The sequence below is a fragment of the Nostoc sp. DedQUE04 genome, from assembly GCF_034530995.1.
Classification (GTDB): domain Bacteria; phylum Cyanobacteriota; class Cyanobacteriia; order Cyanobacteriales; family Nostocaceae; genus Nostoc.
Map to the genome: position 1 here is coordinate 96,978 of NZ_JAVRCA010000021.1, position 21,375 is coordinate 118,352.

21 protein-coding genes and 1 pseudogene are annotated in these 21,375 nt (G+C 39.3%); 13 read left to right on the top strand and 9 right to left on the bottom strand.

Annotated features, from left to right (window positions below):
• Positions 1-60: 60 nt before the first annotated feature.
• From RM049_RS16755 to RM049_RS16765, 3 genes are all read left to right on the top strand, one after another.
• Positions 61-1,713, top strand: coding sequence for a glycosyltransferase family 39 protein (locus RM049_RS16755; protein ID WP_322704979.1), 1,653 nt, complete (start codon positions 61-63; stop codon positions 1,711-1,713).
• 104 nt (positions 1,714-1,817) lie between these two features.
• Positions 1,818-3,410, top strand: a complete 1,593-nt coding sequence (locus RM049_RS16760) for a glycosyltransferase family 39 protein (RefSeq protein WP_322704980.1) — start codon at positions 1,818-1,820, stop codon at positions 3,408-3,410.
• Positions 3,411-3,758: 348 nt separating this feature from the next.
• Positions 3,759-4,478 (top strand): DUF4079 domain-containing protein, encoded by a 720-nt coding sequence (locus RM049_RS16765; RefSeq protein WP_322704981.1) that lies wholly within the window; start codon positions 3,759-3,761, stop codon positions 4,476-4,478.
• 132 nt (positions 4,479-4,610) lie between these two features.
• Here the strand turns inward: RM049_RS16765 and RM049_RS16770 are convergent, their stop codons facing one another.
• The 3 genes from RM049_RS16770 to RM049_RS16775 all read right to left on the bottom strand — a co-directional run bounded on the left by RM049_RS16770 (position 4,611) and on the right by RM049_RS16775 (position 6,570).
• Positions 4,611-5,789 (bottom strand): ATP-binding protein, encoded by a 1,179-nt coding sequence (locus tag RM049_RS16770; RefSeq protein ID WP_322704982.1) that lies wholly within the window; start codon positions 5,787-5,789, stop codon positions 4,611-4,613.
• Between the two features lie 157 nt (positions 5,790-5,946).
• Complete coding sequence (locus tag RM049_RS39295; RefSeq protein ID WP_416212643.1) at positions 5,947-6,027, bottom strand: hypothetical protein; 81 nt, start codon at positions 6,025-6,027, stop codon at positions 5,947-5,949.
• A gap of 348 nt (positions 6,028-6,375) precedes the next feature.
• Complete coding sequence (locus tag RM049_RS16775) at positions 6,376-6,570, bottom strand: hypothetical protein (protein ID WP_322695072.1); 195 nt, start codon at positions 6,568-6,570, stop codon at positions 6,376-6,378.
• 329 nt (positions 6,571-6,899) lie between these two features.
• On the opposite strand from RM049_RS16775, the gene RM049_RS16780 reads away from it, so the two are divergent.
• Positions 6,900-7,397 carry a GNAT family N-acetyltransferase gene (locus RM049_RS16780; RefSeq protein WP_322704983.1) on the top strand — a complete coding sequence of 166 codons (498 nt, stop codon included), beginning with the start codon at positions 6,900-6,902 and terminating at the stop codon, positions 7,395-7,397.
• An 88-nt stretch (positions 7,398-7,485) separates the two neighbouring features.
• On the opposite strand, the gene RM049_RS16785 is transcribed toward RM049_RS16780, so the two are convergent.
• From RM049_RS16785 to RM049_RS16805, 5 genes are all read right to left on the bottom strand, one after another.
• Positions 7,486-8,103, bottom strand: a complete 618-nt coding sequence (locus RM049_RS16785; RefSeq protein WP_322704984.1) for a class I SAM-dependent methyltransferase — start codon at positions 8,101-8,103, stop codon at positions 7,486-7,488.
• Positions 8,104-8,259: 156 nt separating this feature from the next.
• Complete coding sequence (locus tag RM049_RS16790; protein ID WP_322704985.1) at positions 8,260-10,731, bottom strand: EAL domain-containing protein; 2,472 nt, start codon at positions 10,729-10,731, stop codon at positions 8,260-8,262.
• A 21-nt stretch (positions 10,732-10,752) separates the two neighbouring features.
• A complete protein-coding gene (locus RM049_RS16795) occupies positions 10,753-11,790 on the bottom strand; it encodes a sensor histidine kinase (protein ID WP_322704986.1) in 1,038 nt (345 codons plus the stop codon).
• Between the two features lie 79 nt (positions 11,791-11,869).
• A complete protein-coding gene (locus tag RM049_RS16800) occupies positions 11,870-12,298 on the bottom strand; it encodes a response regulator (protein WP_322704987.1) in 429 nt (142 codons plus the stop codon).
• Between the two features lie 15 nt (positions 12,299-12,313).
• Positions 12,314-13,807, bottom strand: a complete 1,494-nt coding sequence (locus RM049_RS16805; protein ID WP_322704988.1) for a sensor histidine kinase — start codon at positions 13,805-13,807, stop codon at positions 12,314-12,316.
• 51 nt (positions 13,808-13,858) lie between these two features.
• Between RM049_RS16805 and RM049_RS16810 the strand changes: the two genes are divergently transcribed.
• The 9 genes and pseudogenes from RM049_RS16810 to RM049_RS16850 all read left to right on the top strand — a co-directional run bounded on the left by RM049_RS16810 (position 13,859) and on the right by RM049_RS16850 (position 21,028).
• Positions 13,859-14,017 carry a hypothetical protein gene (locus tag RM049_RS16810; RefSeq protein WP_322704989.1) on the top strand — a complete coding sequence of 53 codons (159 nt, stop codon included), beginning with the start codon at positions 13,859-13,861 and terminating at the stop codon, positions 14,015-14,017.
• Between the two features lie 901 nt (positions 14,018-14,918).
• Positions 14,919-15,206 (top strand): Mo-dependent nitrogenase C-terminal domain-containing protein, encoded by a 288-nt coding sequence (locus RM049_RS16815; RefSeq protein WP_322704990.1) that lies wholly within the window; start codon positions 14,919-14,921, stop codon positions 15,204-15,206.
• A gap of 169 nt (positions 15,207-15,375) precedes the next feature.
• Positions 15,376-16,046: pseudogene (locus RM049_RS16820) on the top strand (response regulator transcription factor).
• 193 nt (positions 16,047-16,239) lie between these two features.
• Positions 16,240-17,208 carry an arsenosugar biosynthesis arsenite methyltransferase ArsM gene (gene arsM, locus RM049_RS16825; protein WP_322691528.1) on the top strand — a complete coding sequence of 323 codons (969 nt, stop codon included), beginning with the start codon at positions 16,240-16,242 and terminating at the stop codon, positions 17,206-17,208.
• A gap of 172 nt (positions 17,209-17,380) precedes the next feature.
• Positions 17,381-18,346 carry an inorganic phosphate transporter gene (locus tag RM049_RS16830; protein ID WP_322704991.1) on the top strand — a complete coding sequence of 322 codons (966 nt, stop codon included), beginning with the start codon at positions 17,381-17,383 and terminating at the stop codon, positions 18,344-18,346.
• A 43-nt stretch (positions 18,347-18,389) separates the two neighbouring features.
• Entirely contained in the window at positions 18,390-19,397 is a 1,008-nt protein-coding gene (gene arsS / locus RM049_RS16835) for an arsenosugar biosynthesis radical SAM (seleno)protein ArsS (protein WP_322704992.1), read from the top strand.
• Complete coding sequence (locus tag RM049_RS16840; RefSeq protein WP_322704993.1) at positions 19,397-20,167, top strand: SDR family NAD(P)-dependent oxidoreductase; 771 nt, start codon at positions 19,397-19,399, stop codon at positions 20,165-20,167. Before arsS ends, RM049_RS16840 begins: the two co-directional genes overlap by 1 nt.
• Positions 20,168-20,267: 100 nt before the next feature.
• Entirely contained in the window at positions 20,268-20,582 is a 315-nt protein-coding gene (locus RM049_RS16845) for a hypothetical protein (protein WP_322704994.1), read from the top strand.
• A 2-nt stretch (positions 20,583-20,584) separates the two neighbouring features.
• Positions 20,585-21,028, top strand: a complete 444-nt coding sequence (locus RM049_RS16850) for a type II toxin-antitoxin system VapC family toxin (protein ID WP_322704995.1) — start codon at positions 20,585-20,587, stop codon at positions 21,026-21,028.
• Positions 21,029-21,082: 54 nt separating this feature from the next.
• On the opposite strand, the gene RM049_RS16855 is transcribed toward RM049_RS16850, so the two are convergent.
• Positions 21,083-21,280: a hypothetical protein gene (locus RM049_RS16855; protein ID WP_322704996.1), complete on the bottom strand. Its 198-nt coding sequence runs from the start codon at positions 21,278-21,280 to the stop codon at positions 21,083-21,085.
• Positions 21,281-21,375 lie beyond the last annotated feature (95 nt).

A 21,375-nucleotide genomic window follows, 5' to 3' on the forward strand; every position in this document is an offset into this window, starting at 1 on the left:
ACACCTCATCCAGTCCACTTAATTTAGATAATTTGAGAAAACTTTTTAGGAAACCCACTTATGCGCCATCTCAAATTTGCTCCGAGTTGGTTGCGATTTTTAACTATCTTCTTATTGACGATGGGTATATTATTTCGCTTTTCTAATCTTGATGGTAAAGTTTTTTGGCACGATGAAATTTATGCCTCATTGCGAATTTCTGGTTACACAATTAATGAAGCTAAACAGCAACTTTTTAATAATCGTGTGATTGGTAAAGAAAGTTTTGCTCAGTTTCAAGGTGCAAATCCAGAAAAAAGCTTAAATGACACAATTATGTCTTTAGCAAAACAAGATCCTCAACATCCGCCATTGTATTACATAATAGCTAGATTGTGGATGGAAATCTTTGGTAATTCGGTGACGGCTATTAGAAGTTTATCAGCCTGCATTAGTTTGCTGGTGTTCCCTTGTGTTTATTGGCTATGTCGAGAATTATTTAATGTGCCATTATCGGTTCCTGGTGTTGCGATCGCATTCATGGCTATCTCTCCAATTCATCTAGTATACGCCCAAGAAGCACAAGAATATATTCTTTGGTTAGTCACCATTTTACTATCTAGTGCGTCTCTGCTGCGAGCCATAAGGCTAGAAGATGAGCTAGCAGAAGAACGACAAAAACCAGATTTATTCGCTATTTGGAGCCTTTATGCAGTTACTTTAGCGATTAGTCTTTATACATTTCTTTGGAGTGCATTTGTAGCAGTTGCTCACGGAATTTATGTAATTACCGCTGCCAAATTTCAGTTTAATGAAACTGTTAGAACTTATCTGATAGCATCACTGGTAGCTTTTTTAGCTTTCATGCCTTGGATAACAGTTGTGATTGGTGAATTTTTTCAATTTTTGATTTCAGCAGATAAAACAACGATCCAGTCAGAATTGATACCTATATTTTCATTTTTGCTAATGCAGTTAAGCCGGATTTTTTTTGATATAGACCTTAGTTCCGAAAATTCTCTAGGCTATGTAATTGCACTAGCTTTTTTAACTTTAGTAGCATATTCAATTTATTTTATTTGTCGAGCAACTAACTATAAAGTCTGGTCTTTTATCATCACATTAATTGTAGTACCAGCATTACCCCTAATACTGCCAAATTTAATTGCTGGGAGTATACGAGCGTCTATCGAACCATATTTAATACCATCTTATTTAGGAATCCAAATAGCTGTTGCTTATCTATTAGCTACACAACTATATAATGAGAGCGGGGCACGTCGGAGCTTTTGGTACATAATCATGGCATTAGTGATTATTTGTGGTTTAATTTCTTCTAAGGTAAGTTTTCAGGCAGAAACTTGGTGGAATAAGGGTATAAATTATAGCAGCCCACAAGTTGCCCAAATCATCAATCAGAGTAATCGTCCACTTTTGATCGGTGATGCTTTGGGTAATAATTATGGTAATATCTTTTCTTTAAGCTATCTTTTGGAACCAAAAGTACGATTTCTGTTGGTAAATCAAAAAATTCCTAAAATTCCTGATGGGTTTACTGATGTGTTTTTACTTAATCCTTCAGACACTTGGGGCAAAACAATAGAAAAAAAGTATAAATTAAAGACAGATATTGTTTATAGCGATCGCTATTATTCGATTTGGAAATTGGCTAAAGCTCGTAATGTGCGCCGACGTAATATCTCATCTAATAATAAATTATCTGCTAATTTATAGCGTGCTATAGCTGTTACCAGATGCTTTAATGACAGCGATTAAACATGATGTAGTTGTTTCATTAAGATACATAATTTTTGTAAAACTTATTGTGAAATTTAGTTATGCAGCATCTCCAACTTGCTCCGAATAGATTGCGATTTCTCATTGTAGTTTTGTTAATGGTGGGTATATTTTTTCGTTTTTTTAACCTTGACCGCAAAGTTTACTGGCACGATGAGACTTTCACTTCATTACGAATTTCTGGTTATATGTCAAATGAAGTTAAGCAGCAAATATTTAATGGTCGCATAATTAATAAGGAAAGTTTTGCCAAATTCCAAAGTCCCAATATGGAGAAAGGCTTACGTGACACAATTATATCTTTGGAAGTAGACGATCCACAGCATCCACCACTGTATTATATACTCGCTCGGCTTTGGGTAGGAATCTTTGGTAATTCGGTGACAGCAATCAGAAGTTTATCTGCGTTTATCAGCTTGTTGATTTTTCCGAGTATTTATTGGCTATGTCGAGAATTATTTAAACCATCGGTATGGGTATCTGAGGTTGCGATCGCACTCATAGCAATCTCCCCTATTCACTTAGTATACGCCCAAGAAGCACGAGAATATATTCTCTGGATAGTGACTATATTGCTATGTAACGCTTCATTACTACGAGCATTACGATTGGAATCACAACATGGAGTACTACGTATACTAAATTGGGGAATATATGCAGTCACTTTGGTGCTTAGTCTTTATACATTTTTGTTCAGTGGATTTGTTGTAGTCGCTCATGGAATTTATGTAATTGCCACTGCAAAATTTAGGTTTACTAGAACAGTAAAAGCTTATCTATTAGCATCTTTTGCAGGGTTTTTAGCTTTTACACCTTGGATACAGGTTGTGATAGTTAACTTGTTGCAATTAAAAAGTTCAACAGCTTGGACAAAAAGACATTTACCCTTAGATGCTTTGATTAAATCTTGGCTTTTACAGTTAAATAGGATTTTTCTGGATTTAGATTTAGGCTTTGAAAATCCCTTTACCTATGTAATTACGCCATTTTTTTTAGTTCTTGTTGGATATTCTATTTATTTTATTTATCGAAAAACTAACTATAAAATTTGGTTGTTTATTGTCACGCTAATTCTGATTCCTGCATTACCTTTAATGCTACCAGACTTACTTTTTGGGGGTATACGCTCACTTGCAGAACGTTATTTATTGGTTTCTTATTTAGGAATTCAACTAGCTGTTACTTATTTACTAGCTATGCAGCTATATAATAAGAGTATTGTACGCCGAAGAATCTGGCAAACAATCATGGGACTAGTGATTATTTGTGGACTAGTTTCTTATGGAGTGAGTTCTCAGGCCGAAACTTGGTGGAGTAAGGTTATTAGCTATGGTAATCCACAAGTTGCAAAAATTATAAATCAGGCAACTCATCCACTTTTAATTAGCAATGATTCTGGTATTAATTATGGAAATGTCTTTTCTCTCAGCTATCTTTTACAGCCAAAAGTGCAGTTCCAATTAGTAAGAAATCTTTCTATCCCTAATATTCCTGATGAGTTTACTGATATTTTTTTACTAAATCCTTCAGATACCTGGCGTAAGCAAATAGAAACAAATTATAATTATAAAACTTTTGTAGTATACGGTGACAAAAATTACTTGCTTTGGAAAATAGAAAATCCACGTAGGTAGCGATGTATTTTTTGAAAAAATTAGGACTTAACCAAAACTAGACACTGTAGTTATGGGCAATTCATATAAATGAATTCGCCTCAGATAGAGAAGGAACTTAATTGTTTTTCAATTATTATTTGTATAATTTTATATTAAAAAATATTTCCATATATTCAAAATTATATGGAAATATTTGCTAAAGTCATTATCTTTTATAAGATATTTAAATAGTTTCTTGATTAAAATCAGCTAAAAACAACAAAAATAAATATTAAACAAATTCTCATCTGAAATTAATTTAAGTAATGGTACGATGCTTTAAATTATCCTTTGTGATGAATTCAATGATTCATTGAAAGGTGTTCTATGCAAATAACAGATTTTCTTAGTCTTTTACATCCTGCGATCGCAATTATATTCGTCTTTCCACTTATTGGTACAGTAGTTAATTTTGCTTGGCAAACACGCCAACGCAGATTGCAAATTTTAGCAGGTAGTAAGAGTAAAATTCCTCCAGTGGTGGGTGCAGAACATAAGCAGTTAGGTGAAAGGCTCACAAGTGCAGTTGTTGGATTAACTTTAATCGGATTAAGCTACCCTATTGGTAAAAATATTATCAAAAATCAATTGTGGAATCAAACACCTTTCCAAGTTATTTTTATACTGCTAATATTTGCTGCCACCATCGCCTCATTAGTATTTCTTTATCGGGCAAAACAGCGGGTGTGGCGGGCAGTTTTTGCAACTTTGACTGGTGCAGGTTTAGTAATTATCGGCTGTCAAGATGGAGTCTATCGCCGCACCAATGAGTGGTATTGGTCACATTATTATATTGGCATTACCGCAGCACTGCTAATGATTTTTTCATTAGCAATTGTTCAAGATATTTATCAAGATAAGTCCAATCGCTGGCGTCTTGTCCATACGATTTTAAATTGCATTGCTTTGTTGCTATTTATTGGACAAGGTATGACAGGAACGCGAGACTTGTTAGAAATTCCTCTGAATTGGCAAGAACCCTATATTTATCAGTGTGATTTTGTTAATAAAACTTGTCCAACACCAAATTCCCAAGCACCAAAATAAGCAGGGGAGCAGGGGAGACAAGGGGACAAGGGGACGGAATTATTGAACAAGCCTCTTCCTTGTCTACCTTGTCTCTTCTCCATACCCAATGCCCAATGCCCAATGCCCAATTATAATAATTTATTTGTCTAATCATTGTAGTGGTAAAGTGACAATTACTGTTGTACCAACACCCTGCTCACTTTCTAATTGAATATGACCACCATGTAACTCCACACATTTTTTAACTATAGTGAGTCCCAATCCTGTTCCTTGAATTACACCCACATTGCTGGCGCGATAGAAGGTTTGAAATAGATGAGTTTGATCTTTGAGAGGAATTCCCATTCCCCGATCTTTGATTTGGAAAATTGCGAGGCGATCTTTGCAAATCAAATCAAACCAAATAGTATCACTTTCAGGAGAATATTTAATGGCATTGGAAATCAAATTAGTTAAGGTACAATTTAGTAGGTCTTCATCAATTTGGGCTTGGGTCGATTCACCTTGACAAGTAAAGATAATGCTGTGCTTAGTACCTGCATTGAGTTGAAGAATATCTGTGAGTTCGCTACAGAAATTTTCTAAATTTAACAGCGTAGGCTTGTATTCGAGTTTAGCTGCTTCCGTTTTACTCAAGAACAATATCTCATCTAAAAGATTAAGCATCTGGTTGATAGCATTTTGTATTCGATCGAAATATTTAGTTCTGCGGATATCAGTTAGTTTATTGCTGTTGTATTGAAGGATATCTACAGCCGTCTGAATCGTAGTCATAGGGGTGCGGAACTCGTGAGAAACCATTGCTACAAAGTTTGACTTTAACTCGTTGAGTTCCTGTTCTTTTGCCAGCGCTTGACGGGTGCGTTCTTCACTCTCGCGTAGTTGGTTGAGAATTTCGCTTCTTTCAATGGCATAGCGAATGGCACGCACTAACCATTGTATAGTGATTTTATCTTTAACTAGATAGTCTTGCGCTCCTTCTGCTAATGCTTGCAGTGCTAAATCTTCATCATCAACACCTGTTAATACCACAACTGGGATATCAGGTACTGCTGCCATAAATTCTTTCAACGTGTCCAGTCCAATGGAGTCTGGAAGGCTGAGGTCTAACAAAACTAGGTCGAATCTGCGTTGCTTTCGACTCTCTATCTGAGAATTATCTATGTTAGACGTAGAATTTACTCTGCTAGCTTCTATCGCCTCAGATAACTGTTCAACATGTAACATCTGCCATTGTTCTTGATCTGAATTTAAAAATATCCGGCGTAGGAGATAAGCATCACTTGCACTATCTTCTACTAATAGAATGTGAATTGTGAGCTTTTCCATAATACAGGGTTATATCAATTTGTTAGATAATCACCTGATTTCCTATTTTTTAGATAGGGCTAGAATTCATGTGCTTATTAGAAGGTTAATAAGCGGTTATTAGATATATATTTAAAGATACCTTAATTTGCGTTGAAGGTAAAATAAAATACTGTTCCTACGTCCGGCCCAGTTTCGACTCAGCCCAGATGCGATCGCCATATCGCTCAACGATTTTTTTGTAGATAGCTAGACCAATGCCAGTACCAGAAAATTCTCGACGAGTATGAAGACGGGGAAAACCTCAAAAATTGCTCAAGATATTGAGACCATTATCCTGAGCGATCGCTAGATGTAAATTACTAAGAGCTAGCTAGGGGCAGTATTCCAGTCAACGAAAACAAATTCATGATTGCAAGTACCCACACGAGAATAAACATAGCTGCGGTAAGCTACGCTAACGCCCCAACGTAGAGACAATCCAATTTTTGACACAAAAACAAGTGGAGATGTAGTGTAACACCACATTTCCACTCTAAATTTAGTGTATTAGGGTTACAACAAAAGACCCCACGAGCTGATTAAAACTTGGGAAAGTTCAAATTAATTAACGTGACTCAGTTCCTTGATTGGGGCTACCTGCTACACCGTCGTTTTCTGGAGCTTCTGGAGTAGCAGTTGATTTAGCATCACTGCCTTGCGCATCACCAGTTTTACGGGTACTTTCGTCAGTAGGGGTTTCGCCGTCAGCAGAAGCAGTAGACGCAGGTTGTTCATTATTAGATTTTTGTTGTTCAGCCATGATTACATCCCTTATTATTTATCTTTGAGATTATCTTAAAAAATTAGGAGTATGAATGCATCTATCCAGATATAGTTATGGCTGATTTTTACCTCTATCGGAAGTATTGTTTAGTATTACTCATGTATGCTGAAAAAATCCAGAAATGTAGAGTTATTTAACCTTACAACCCTTCTTATGGCTAAGGTAGAACCTGGAACGGGTTTTATGTCTAAGATGTTTTTGAAATTGCTTTATTGATAATTGTCAGTAAATGGCAAGCGATCTGAGTCTAGCTAGGCGAATAATATGGTGTGATGATGGTGATACAAACTATCAAAGTCTAATTAATGAACCAGAACAATCTATCGTTACCATCTGGATGTATCCTTCGCAAGGCAACCTCTGGGGATCAGTGGTCGATTCGATTGCTGGTATTTTCAGCCAAACTCGATCCAACCCAATTAAATTGGCAGCAATTTTGGGTAGTTGAATACAATGAGAATCTGATAGCTTGCGGACAGCTGCGTAACTTTTCAGGGGCACAAGAACTTGGTAGCTTGGTCGTTGCATCAGCTTGGAGAGGTCGCGGTTTGGGTAGTTTGCTAACGCAGCATTTGATTAATACAGCAGTGCAACCACTTTATCTGGAATGCTTAGGTCAACGGCTGGTGCAGTTTTACAGTCGCTTTGACTTTGTGCCAATATCTTTTGAAGACTTGCCACAATTTCCCAAGACAATAGGCTTATCTACGCTCAAGGAGAAATTTAGATTCTCGCAGTTAGCTAAAAGGCTGCTCAAAGTTCCTGTGCTATTTATGGAATATCGAGGTCAGACTAATTCGTAATTCGTAATTCGTAATTCGTAATTTAAGAGATGCAGAACAAGGCTTGATACAAGATGTTTCTAGTCCTTTACTCTCCCCATTTCCTATATCAACTTAGAGGTTTAGCAAAAATCGTTAGTAAGACAGGCCCTAGTAAATAATGGTGATTCAAACACAATAACCCAGCAGAGGAGCCAAGAAGTTGACGTTGATTAGGGCTGTAGAGTCTAATTCCACGGGGAGAGATTGGCAATAATTGAGGTTCTGTCTCTTTTTTGGAAGTAATGTCAACCAAATAAAAGCGTCCACCGGGAGAAAGTACCCGTGCTATCTCACTAATCACCTGTTTTGGTTCCAAATAGTGCAAGAAGCTGATAGTACTGAAAACGGCATCAAATTGACCATCAGCAAAGGGAAGAGACTCAGCTTTGCCCTCAATATAAATTAAGCGTGGACGATGGCGGTTGTTCTGTCTTGCTACCCGCAACATATTAGCAGATAAATCCAATCCGGTAGCTTGGAGATTGGGAAACTGAGTAGCAAGGCGCTCAAGCAAGCGTCCAGTACCACAGCCGATATCAAGTACATTTGCTAGCTCTGGTAAATCGACGTACTCCAGCAACCGTTGGTGAATGGCTCGATAAAACACTGAAGGAAAGAACCAATCGTAACTTGATGCCCATAGGTCAAAAAGTAGCTTTTTATTATTGAAAAAGTCATCAGTCATTAGTTTTCGCAGCTTTCTTAAAACTTGATGCTTTTTAAGAGTAAGTTTAGCTGCGCCTCCAAGAATTTGGTTAACAACACAAATTAACTATAGCGGTTCAGAATTAGTTGTAATATCGGGCTTTTGTTGGCTTACTTACACGAAGCTAAAGACGGGCTAATATCTAGGTTCAATGCCAGATAAAATTAATGTTTCTACCAACTTGCGATCGAGGGGTTGAGAGAAAAAATATCCCTGTGCATATTTGCATTTCATCACTTGAAGTTGTGCCAGTTGCTCTAGTGTTTCTACGCCCTCTGCTATGACATCTATATTTAGACTTTGTGCTAGAGCGACGATCGCTTGAACAATCTCTAAGTTTTCTCCATTAGCACCAATCTTAGCAATAAAGGAACGATCGATCTTCAAGGCATTACTGGGAAAGCGATGCAGATAACTCAAGGATGAATAGCCGATGCCAAAATCATCTAAGTGTAATTGGATATTCATCTGTTGCAGTTGCAAGAGCATAAAAGTTGCTAATTGCATATTCTCCATAAGTACGCTTTCGGTAATCTCCAGCTTTAAACTGCCAACTTCTAAACCAGTCTCTTGGATAATTTGGTTAATTTTCTCAATCAGCCCAGGTTGTGAAAACTGCTTAGTGGAAAGATTTACACTGATTGTTAAAGGTGGGTCAGTAGGAAATTGTAGTTGCCAAGCACGCATCTGCCGACAAGCCTCGCCTAGTATCCAATAACCAATAGGGATAATCAGCCCAGTTTCTTCTGCCAGAGGAATAAAGCTGTCTGGAGATATTAATCCGTGTTGCGGGTGCTGCCAGCGAACCAGAGCCTCGAAGCCAATAATTTTGTAAGTTTCTAATAAAATAATTGGTTGGTAGTAAACCTGAAACTCCTGGCGTTCAACTGCCCGTCGTAGATCCATCTCTAACTCTAATAGCTGGGTTACTTGGGTGTACATAGTTGAGTCAAATATCTCATGGCGTGCCTTACCCAATGCTTTAGCGCGATACATTGCAATGTCAGCATCGCGCAAGAGTTCCTCCGGTCGGTTGTAACTACCCTTGCTCAGGGCGATGCCAATACTGACGGTGGTAAATACCTCGTACCCACTGAGTTGGAACGCAGATGTCAGAACTTCGTGTATCCGCTCCACTACGCTTGTTACGTCATTGGCATTTTGGAGATCGTCAAGCAAAATTGTAAACTCATCTCCCCCTAGACGGGCAACTGTGTCTCCAGCCCGCAGGCAATTTTCTAATCTACGAGCAAGGGCAGTTAGTAGTTGATCTCCAATTGTATGACCGAGACTATCGTTGACAACTTTGAAGCGATCTAAATCTAGAAAGAGAACAGCGAATCTATAATCTGTACGTCGTTTTGTCAGCATGAGCGCCCGTTCTAGCCGTTCCATAAATAAGGCACGGTTTGGCAGTTTGGTTAGTATATCGTGAAAGGCATCATGAATTAATTGCGCCTCTGCCAGTTTTAGAGCAGTAATGTTGCGAGAAATACTTAAAACAAAATATACTGAACCATCGCTAGCCAATTCAGGCACAAGACGGGTATGGTAATGTCTTGTTTGCTGGGCGATCGCTAAACTGCATTCAAACTCCGTTTCTTTTTTCGTTTGGAAAACTTGCCTAAGCTTGCGATCGCATATCCAGCAAAATTCTTCTGGTAGATTTAACTCTGCATTTGTTTTGCCGATAAATGTCTCGGCTGATATTCCTGTAATGTTTTCAATAACTGGATTAACGTAAACATAGCGCAATTGAGGGTTAAATCTGGAAATAATATCGGGCGCATTTTCAACTAGTGCTTTGAATTCTTGCTGGCGACGCGCTAGTGCCTCTAGAATTTGGTTGCGTTCGGTGATATCCTGAAAGACCAAAACTGCACCCGTGATATTACCGTTATCATCTTTAATCGCTGCAACACTATCATCAATTGGTATTTCTGTACCGTTTTTAGCGATAAGTATCCTCTGTTCTGGTAGATCGATAGTAACGCCAGACTGAAGGACTTGCGTTACAGGACTTTCAATTATTATACGAGTTTTTTTAGGAGCAATATTGAATACTTCTGCTGCTTCTTTACCAAACGCATCTGAATAATTCCAACCCGTCAATACCTCCGCAATTGGATTCATAAAAGTCACAGTTCCAGATTCGTCGCTAGTAATCACAGCATCTCCAATACTTTTAAGTACAGTAGTCAGCCATTGTTCATTCTGTTTTAATTTTTTTTCCGTCCGATGTTTAGAAAGAGTAATTTCAATCGTAAACTTTAATTCTTTTTCTTTGAAGGGCTTGAGAATGTAGCCAAACGGCTCTGTTACCTTGGCTCGATTCAATGTTGATTCATCTGCATTAGCAGTTAGATATATAACTGGAATATTAAAAATATTATGAATTATCTGAGCGGCCTCCACACCGTCCATATTTCCTTTGAGATGAATATCCATTAAAACTAAATCTAGAGAATCATCTGCTGCTTTCTTAATTGCTTCTTCTCCAGAATCGGCAAGCCCCATAACAGTGTATCCAAATTTCCTTAGTCGATTTTGTATATCCATTGCCACAATGAATTCATCTTCAACAACTAATATATTTACTGGGTTCATGTTTTTATTGAAATTAGAAATTTATAAATTTTTAGTCGAAAATATAATTTTATACTTTACTCCGTTATTGCTGCTAAAATGTATATTGCCTTTTAGCTGATGTGTTAGACCTTTTACTAATCGCAGACCTAATGATTCTGTATTGTCAAAGTCAAAATCTTGGGCAAAACCGACACCATTATCACTGATGCCAAGTGTATATAAGTTTACTTTATCGAAGCAAAAGTCAATAGAAATTTCTCCCCCCTCTGTTTGGGGAAAGGCATATTTTAGGGAATTTGAAATAAGTTCATTGATAATTAAGCCGCAAGGAATAGCTGCATCAATGGCTAGAAAAACCTCCTCAACATTCATTTTCAAAGTAATATCGCTGGAATTAACGTTGTATGAATAAAATAAATTAGTTACTAAATCTTGTATATAGTCGGCAAAATTAATCCTTGCCAAGTCTTGAGATTGATATAGTTTCTCGTGGATCAGAGCCATTGATTCAATCCGGTTCTGGCTATCTTTGAATACCTCAAGAGCTTGATTGTCCTTGAGATACTCTGCTTGCAGGTTGAGCAGACTAGAAATAATCTGCAAATTATTTTTTACCCGGTGATGAATTTCTTTCAATAGCACCTCTTTTTCTTGAAGCGATGCTTTAATCTGCTCCGATGCTTGTTTACGCTCCCGCCTCACCAGTGCCTCACGCAACTCGCGGGCAACAGCAGGGGTTAGTCGCGCGAGATTGCCTTTGATAATGTAGTCATGGGCACCAGCTTTCATGGCGGCGACTGCCGTATCTTCACCAATCGTGCCTGAGACAATAATGAATGGCAAGTCAAGTCCACTTTCCTTAACCTGCTTCAATGCAGCCGGGGCGCTAAAGGTGGGCATAGAATAATCGCAGATCACGATATCCCATATTTGCTCTGCGATCGCAGCTTTCATGGCTGTGGGTGTATCAATCCGTTCAAAGGTTACTTCGTAGCCACCACGTTGTAGTTCGCGCAGCAGCAACAAAGCGTCGTCTTCTGAATCCTCAACAAGTAATACGCGCAGTGGTACACTCATGTAATTCGTAATTCGTAATTCGTAATTCGTAATTAAGAAAGTCAGCCTTGCATCTATAACCCCTGCCTTCTTTGGTAAGCTATATTCTTGGTGGTGATTCGTTTAAGACAAACCAGTACAATCCTAGTTGTCGCACTGCTTCACTGAATTGGGAAAAGTCTACTGGTTTGCGAACATAGCTGTTGGCTCCCAAGCTGTAACCATTGATTAAGTCTTGCTCCTCTTTGGAGGAGGTGAGAATGACGACGGGAAGGATTTTTGTCCTGTCATCGGTTCGCAGGTGTCGTAAAACTTCCAGACCATCCATTTTAGGCAGTTTCAAATCCAAGAGGATGATATGGGGCATAACGTTCATGTCGCGATCGGCGTATACACCTTTACCAAAGAGATAATCTAGAGCTTGCACCCCATCCCGTGCTACTACTACCTCGTTCATAATATTGTTTTTCTTGAGTGCCCGTAGGGTGAGCGCTTCATCGTCAGGATTGTCTTCTACAAGTAAAATCATGTTGTATTCCTCTAGTTAAAGGGTGAAGTAAAATGTTGCGCCTTGCTCCACTACGCTTTCTGCCCAGACACGGCCACCATGACGGTGAACAATGCGCTGCACAGTAGCTAATCCGATGCCAGTGCCTTCAAACTCAGTCATGGCGTGTAGGCGCTGAAAAGCACCGAAGAGTTTCTCAACATAGGCCATATCGAAGCCTGTGCCATCATCACTGACAAAATATACATGGGTGTTATTTTGCTGTAAAAGCCCAAATTCTATTCGGGCTTTTTGATGTTTACCTGTAAACTTCCACGCATTACCCAGTAGGTTTTCTAGCACGATCCGTAACAGATGAGCATCACCATTAGCAACCAATCCCGGCGTAATGATAAACTCTACTTGGCGTTCTGGTTGGGTTTTGTGCAACTCTGTAGCGATCGCCTCCACCAATGCGCTCAGATCGACCTTTTCGTAACGCATCTCACTACGCGTTAATCGTGACAGATTCAGTAAATCGTCAATCAGTTGGGCCATTCGCTGGGTGGCTGCACGCACTCGCTGAAGGTAGTTTTGACCTAATGCGTCCAGCTTGTCAGCATAATCTTCTAGGAGTGCTTGACTAAAGCCATCGATGCTCCGCAAGGGGGCCCGCAGATCGTGAGACACAGAATAACTAAATGCTTCCATCTCTTTGTTAGTGGCTTCGAGTTGTGCTGTGCGTTCTGCAACTCGCTGCTCAAGCTGGACGTTCAGACGCAGAATCTCTGACTCCGCCTTTTTGCGCTCATTAATTTCAGTTTGCAATTCTTCGTTAGTGTTTCTAAGTTCGGCAGTCTGTTTGTTAACCTCTATTTCTAACTGATCGCGAGCCTTTTGCAGAGAATTTTCCATCCGTTTGCGTTTAACGAGTTCCTGATTGGTGATTGTAGCTGCGAAACCGACGATAAGAGAAGCGATAATGCTGCCAAAAATAGTCAGCAAAGTTGTTTGATGAGCGCTGGCGTTCGCTTTTATCGATCGCTGTTTCAACAACTGATTCTCTTCGTTCTCCATAGCTGTAGTCAGCATTCGGATGTCCTCCATAATTTGCTGACCCCGATCTGTTTGAACTATTTGCAGCGCAGACTCTAAATTTTTGCTTCTCGCGTCGATCGTCTGTTCAATCAAAACCAGTTTTTTGGTTATCAGGGGTTCAAGGCGATCGAGCCGCTGCTGTTGATTCGGGTTATCCACAGTCAATTGGCGCAGAGTCTTAAGTTTCTGAGCAATCTCGCCAGTTGCACTGCGGTAGGGTTCCAAATACCGTTCTTTGCCTGTGAGAAGATAGCCTCGTTGTCCAGTCTCTGCATCTTTAATCTGTGACATTACTTCTTTTGTCTTTTCAAGCACCTCGCGTGTATGTGTTACCCATTGAGCGTTTTCTCTATACTGAAGCAAACTAAGATATGAGATGATGCCAACACCAGTCATAATTGCGACTGCTATTACAAAACTGCCTGTATTCTTTTTGTAAATAGCCCATTCCATTTTTTACCTTCCTAGTTGAAAAAATAGCTGCTGGCTAAATTGGTAAAAACGGTGAGCCAGTGCTGTAGAACGGTAACAGTTGCTCTCTACTGGCTATCTTCTTTTGTTTACGTTCGCGAACAGCGTGTCGGAGACAGAGACTGTGCCAATGAGACGAACCGCGATCGCTGCGTTAGCGCCGTTAGAATCGTCACGCGTTCCCGTCTTTGAAAGAGAAGGGTGACTAGCTGTCCAACTACTCGTCATAGTTTTAGTAACTAATACCAAGTTTCTTAACTTTGAGAGCGAATTAGCTCTAATAAAGGATATCCATATTAATTAATGATTGTGACCGTATATTTGCTGAGACATGAGAAGGCAAATAATAACTTTTGTTAACTAATTCAGTATATTTCCGTAGCTATTTTCCCAAAATTTTCGCTTGCATAAATTACATTAATGTGCTATATAACACCAGTAATTGCACGTAAAAACCTTTACTCATATTAGCTTGATATTAAATTGATTAATAAATACGTAGACTAGATAGAAACATCAAGTACTATCAGTAACCTGAAAAATTCTGCATCGTTCAGGGATTGAGCCGAAATGTTTGTCAAATAGTGGCAATTTGCTGAAAAGCCTTGTCCTATCTGCCTTTTTGCCCTGAAAATGAGCTTCTTTACTAGAGAAAGGTTACGGGGTTCAGTTTTGGATGGGTTTTTCAATATGAAGTGAAAAGTCAGAACAAATTATCGCGAACTGTAGTACTTGAATGTGTAGTTAACACTAATCTTTCTACCTTTGTAGAGAACCAAAGAAAAAATAATAAGGGACATCCAAAAATTCAATTACTCAATTTTTGCATCCAATAGGAGCAGGGGGGACGAGGGGACGAGGGGACAAGGCAGACAAGGGGACGAGGGGGACAAGGGGACAAGGGGACAAGGTAGACAAGGTAGAGATATTGCTACCTTGTCTCTCCCCGGACAAGAGTCTTCCCAAAGCGATTGATTATTTTTTTATTTGGAAGTCCCTAAGTGCATAAAACTACAAAACCTAACTGTATTTATTTATAGAGGTTCAAATACAAAAAACTCAATTTAGTTTGAAATTATCAAGGTAAAAAATTATGACAAGCTTTATTCAAGTTCACTCACACAACGATCTACTGCACCCAGTCCGCGAGTGGTTGGAAACGATAGAAATTCATAACTCTAAATTGGCTCATTTGCTATGCAAAGCTATTCCTGCTCAATGTCCCTTTGAGCGAGACATCATGCTGCTTGGCCGGAAGCTATTTCATATTCCACCTATGTGTAAATTAAATCCTCTATACGAAGAAGTCGTTGGTTTGCGTTTTAGAGCACTCTGTTATCTCGCCGATGAATGTGGTGAAGATATCACAGCTTATTGCTGATCGCCAGTTGGATTGTTCTTCGATCGAGCAGCGATCGGTAATTGCAGATTTACGGTTGTTACTTACTCAGGTTTATACTAAGCTAACGTACACCTAATTAGATGTTTGGCTATTAAGTAGCTAACACTATTGTTGCTTCCCGTATCCTGCTGAAATTATTAAGATCATCATGACGCACATCTTACTGATTGAAGATGAGGTCAAACTGGCACGATTTATCGAATTGGAATTGAATTATGAAGGCTATCAAGTCAGTATTGCCTACGATGGATTAACTGCACTCACCGCAGCCAGAGAGTTGCATCTGGATTTAGTAATTTTAGACTGGATGTTGCCTGGTTTGTCGGGGTGGGAAATTTGCAGCCGCCTGCGGAATATCGCCCAGAAAGTGCCGATAATTTTATTAACCGTCAAAGATGAAGTAAGCGATCGCATTGCAGGTTTAGACGCTGGTGCTGATGATTACCTCGTTAAACCCTTCAGCGTTGATGAATTATTAGCCAGAGTCAGCGCTCGCCTACGAAGAAGCAAGTAGAGTACGCAGATGTTTTAGAATTTGAAGACCTAAGTTTAAATCGTCGCACGCGGGAAGTGTACCGAGATCGGCGGTTAATTGAGTTAACTGCGAAGGAATTTGATTTACTAGAATATTTGTTGGCCCATCCGCGACAGATAATTAGCTGCGATCGCATTTTAGAGGAAGTCTGGGGTTATGACTTCATGGGCGATGCCAACATCATTGAACCTTACATTAATTACTTGCGCCTGAAACTTGAAGCCAATAATGAAAAATGTCTCATTCAAACTGCGATCGGTGTTGGCTACACATTGCATGATTGAATTGGAGAGAGACAAGCGAAAGATTTTTCAATAATTCTTCCTTATTCCCTCAGTGCCTATTGCCTAAAAGCAAAAGGCCTCACCATAGCAAACTTTGGCGTTTTTGGCAATCTCTACAAAAACTCATCCAACTTAGAGTTAATTATATTAGGATGCACAAAGCTATCATCCAAAATCCAAAACTCAAAGTGGCATGACCTATCTAGAAACAGCAGCGCAGTTCTATGACGAAGTTGCCCAAACCCCGCAAGTTGGACTTTGTTGTGTACAAAGTACGCCTCTGCAACTACCAGGATTGAAAATTTCTTTGCCAATGCAGGAAATGAATTATGGTTGTGGCACCACTGTTCACCCCACTGAACTAGGAAACCAACCTACTGTGCTGTACGTCGGTGTTGGTGGCGGTTTAGAAGCGTTGCAATTCGCTTATTTTTCCCGTTATGCAAGTGCTGTAATTGCCGTTGAACCGGTTGGGGCTATGCGGGAAGCAGCTGCACGTAATTTGGAAATTGCTGCTCGAGAAAACCCCTGGTTCAACACCAGCTTTGTCGAAATCCGCGAAGGTGATGCTTTTAACTTACCTGTTGCTGATGCTAGCGTCGATATCGTGGCACAAAATTGTCTTTTCAATATCTTTGAACCAGAAGATTTAACTCGTGCTTTAAAAGAAGCATATCGGGTGTTAAAACCAGGTGGACGCTTGCAGATGAGCGATCCAATTGCGACTCGTCCCATTCCAGCACATCTTCAAAAAGATGAGCGGCTGAGAGCCATGTGTTTATCAGGCGCACTCACATATCAAGAGTATACTGAAAAAATTATAAATGCTGGTTTTGGTCAAGTTGAAATTCGTGCCCGTCGGCCTTATCGCCTACTAGATTCCCAGACTTATAATTTAGAAGAAAACCTACTTTTAGAAAGTCTGGATTCAGTCTCATTTAAAGTTGTCATTCCAGAAGATGGTGCTTGCATTTTCACTGGAAAAACAGCAATTTATGCTGGTTCTGAACTTTTCTTTGACGATTTGGCAGGTCATATACTTCAGCTAGGTATTCCGGCTGCGGTGTGTGATAAAACGGCTGCTAACCTTGCTGTTAGTAACCCAACAGAAATAATTGTTACCAATTCAACCTGGCACTATAGCGGTGGTGGCTGCTGTTAATTTATTTAAGAAAGAATTCAGATGTCAGGAGCCAGAATGGGCTAAACCTTAGCTATCCGCTAACAGAATGGTTCTGTGCAACTGGGTGATGAATGCACAATTTCAATATTTTCACTAATTACATTCTGAATTCTAGATTCTGAATTCTGACTTCTTTTTTATAAACTCCAAAATGTTGTTAATAAGTCTGTTTTTAGCTACGCTTTTTTTAGGATATTCAAATGGAGCAAATGATAATTTTAAAGGTGTAGCGACGCTGTTTGGTAGCCGAACTAGCAGCTATCAAACAGCAATTTTATGGGCAACTTTCACAACTTTTGCTGGTGCAATAACTGCGACTTTTTTGGCAGGAGCGTTAATTAAAAACTTCTCTGGAAAAGGACTATTACCTGATGCGATCGCTAATTCTCCAGAGTTTCATCTTGCAGTGGCGATCGCTACTGGATTGACTGTAATCATTGCTAGCCTCATGGGGTTTCCCATTTCCACAACTCACAGTTTAACAGGTGCGCTGGTTGGCGCTGGATTAGTTGCGATCGGACTACAAGTTAATTTTGCAGCTTTAGGAACTTCCTTTATTTTGCCTTTATTACTCAGTCCAATCGTTGCTATTCCCTTGTCCGCAGGAATTTACAGCTTATCTGGCTATATGAATTCAAAATGGCATCTACCAGTCAACCAAAAAATGATTGATGCTTGTCATTTTTTCAGCGCTGGAATTGTCAGTTTTGCTAGAGGATTCAATGATACTCCTAAGATTGTTTCTCTTATCCTAATTATTGAGTATTTCTCGATTCAGGGAGGAGCGATCTTGATAGCGATCGCAATGGCACTTGGCGGTTTACTCAACTCCCAAAAAGTTGCAATAACCATGAGTGAAAAGATTACTTCAATGAATCATACTCAAGGCTTATCAGCAAATATAGTAACTGGTATTCTGGTCATTGCAGCTACTTGGTTTGGGCTTCCAGTGTCTACCACTCACGTTTCAGTTGGTTCTATTTTTGGTGTTGGATTAATTAACAAAAAATCTAAATCTAATACTCGTGTTTTTTATCAAATTTTCCTATCGTGGATTTTAACTTTACCAACTGCTGCAATTATTAGTGCAATAACCTACAGATTATTGCAAGGTTAGAAAAATTTAAAATTGTTGTGCAATTTTTTAGGAGTAGTAACTAATGCAAACTCAAGCAAAAATTATACGAGATACAGCAGTCACAGCCTTTAAAAATAAACTCAGTTCACCTTTGATAAAAAAAGGAATCACTGTTTTACAAATTAATCTAGGTAAGCGTTGTAATCTTGCTTGTACACACTGTCATGTAGAAGCCGGACCAAAACGTACAGAAGAACTTTCTCCTGAAATTTGCGAACAATTGATTTCACTAATCCATAAATTTCCTGAGATTAAAATTGTGGATTTGACTGGTGGCGCACCTGAAATGAATTATGGATTTAAGCCACTGGTAGAAGCAGCAAAAGCAACTGGTAAACAAGTTATTGTCCGGTCTAATTTGGCGATTTATTTTGAAGATGGATTTGGTGATTTACCAGAATACTTTGCCCAACACCAAGTAAGAATTGTGGCTTCTCTACCCTGTTACCTAGCAGATAATGTTGATAAAATGCGCGGTACTGGTGTTTTTGATAGTTCAGTCAAAGCTTTGCAGTGGCTTAACCAAATGGGCTATGGTAAAGACCAAAATTTAATTTTGGACTTGGTTTTTAATCCCCAGTTACCCACCGATGAAAAATTTTCTTTAGCTCCCGAACAGAGTAACCTAGAACGAGATTACAAAATGTTCTTACAAGAACATTTTAATATTGTGTTTAACAACCTCTTTACCTTTACTAACCTACCAGTTGGTAGAACCAAAATGCATTTAGAACGAAGAAAACTTTACGCTAGCTATTTGCAGTTTTTAGAGTCGCATTTTAATCCCAGCACAGTTGAACATTTAATGTGTCGCGATGAACTTTCAATTGACTATCTGGGCAATGTATATGATTGTGACTTTAACCAAATGATGAATTTGCCTGCAAAAACTCGTAATGGTGAAACTTTGACAGTTGGCAAATTATTAGAAGCTGGTAATTTAGACCTGATTAATGAGGTACAAACTGCTGCTTATTGCTATGGTTGTACTGCTGGGTGTGGTTCTAGTTGTGGTGGCGCTTTGCTCTAATGTCTTTTATCGATGAAATTAATCCTGTCAATGCTTTGATTGTGGGAGCCAGCCAAGGTATTGGTTTAGGTTTTGTGAAAAAATTGCTACACGATCGCAGAATAGCTAAAATTTATGCAACTTCTCGTCAACCGAAATCGGCCTCAGAGTTAATGGCTCTTGCAGACGAATGTCCTGAGCGATTAATTTGTTTGGAGATGGATATTACTGACGAGTTACAAATTATTGAAGCTGTTCAAAAAATACATACTCAAGTTGATAAACTGCATTTGGTAGTCAACTGTGTAGGACTATTACATAAAGATACTTTGCAACCTGAAAAAAGCTTAAGACAGATCAATTCAGAAAATTTGCTGCGCTACTTTCAGATAAATAGTATTGGTGCTGTCTTACTGGCTAAACATTTATTGCCTCTGTTTCGTCATGGAGAACGCAGTGTGTTCGCCACTATTTCTGCTAAATTGGGCAGTATTGGTGATAACCAACTTGGTGGATGGTACGGCTATCGGGCTTCTAAAGCAGCACTCAATATGTTGATGCGAACTGCGGCAATTGAGTATAAAAGAAGTTGTCCAAAAGCATTAATAGTAACATTGCATCCTGGTACAACTGATACCCGCCTTTCTCGTCCTTTCCAAAGAAATGTCCCTGCGGAAAAATTATTTTCAGTAGAACGTACTGTTACTCAATTATTGGCTGTGATCGAACAGCTTCAAGAAGGCGATAGTGGACAGTTTTTCTCATGGGATGGGAGCAGATTACCTTGGTAATTGCGTTACGCTGGTGCTAGTGAAACTCACGTTACTTGTAACCAAAGCCTATGAAGTTTTTTGTGCCAGCAGCCAATGATAATATCAAAGCAAAGAAGGTATGACTAACATTCAGATTTCCTTACCTGAGCCGATGAAAGTCTTTGTTGAAGAACAAGTAGCTAAAGGCGGTTATAGTTCAGCTAGTGAATATCTTCAAGAGCTAATCTTTCAAGATCAACAGTGCAAAAGCCAAGAAGGAAAATGCGCTCAGTTGATGGAAAAGCTTCAGACACAGGCTCAACTGAACAATGAGGAGTTTGAAGTCGTTGCAGATAAGTTAGCTGAAGAATTTGCGCTATGTGTTGGATCAAATTTAGCAGTGCTGTCAGATTATGCTGTGACTCGTGAGAGTATTTATGAGGATCATCCTTAGCAGTGGTATACCTCATAGACACTAACATCCTACTGCGTTTTGTAGATCGCACTCACCCACTACACCCAATAATACGAACTGCGATCCGAAAACTGCGACGCGATGGACATACACTGCAAATTACCGTACAAAACTGTGTTGAGTTTTGGAATGTTGCTACAAGACCAGCCACAAAAAACGGATTTGGCTTAACACCAACAGATGCAGACCGGCTGCTACGACTGATTGAGCGCCTCTTTCCATTGTTGCCTGATATGCCTACTACTTACCGTGAGTGGCGTAAGCTTGTCGTCGCATTCAGTGTGTCAGGTGTCCAAGTGCATGATGCTCGTCTCGTTGCTAATATGAAGGCAAATAGTGTGACGCATATTTTGACATTCAATAGTAAAGATTTTATGCGCTATGCGTCTGAAGGAATTGTAGCGGTTGATCCAACAACACTGTAGTTGTTATTTTTCAATGTGCGATCGCTAGGATACTATAGCCATGATAAACCTCGTCTACGTTGAAACCCGTAGTTTTTCCTCATCTTCTTCAAGATGATTTTTCACCCATAGGCGATCGCTAATTTCAAAGGGGTTAGAATTAATATCTTGTTCAAATAAATGAACCCGTTCAATCAGTTCTGTAGAAGATTGATAGCATGTATGATAAGTAACATTTTCACGTAGCCACTGCCACAGGTGTTCGACAGGCATAAAATCAGGGCTGTAACCAGGCAAGGGTTCCAAGTTTATTTGAACCTATCCCACTAATAAAATCCTTTGAACCCAGATATGGATAGTAGCAAGGT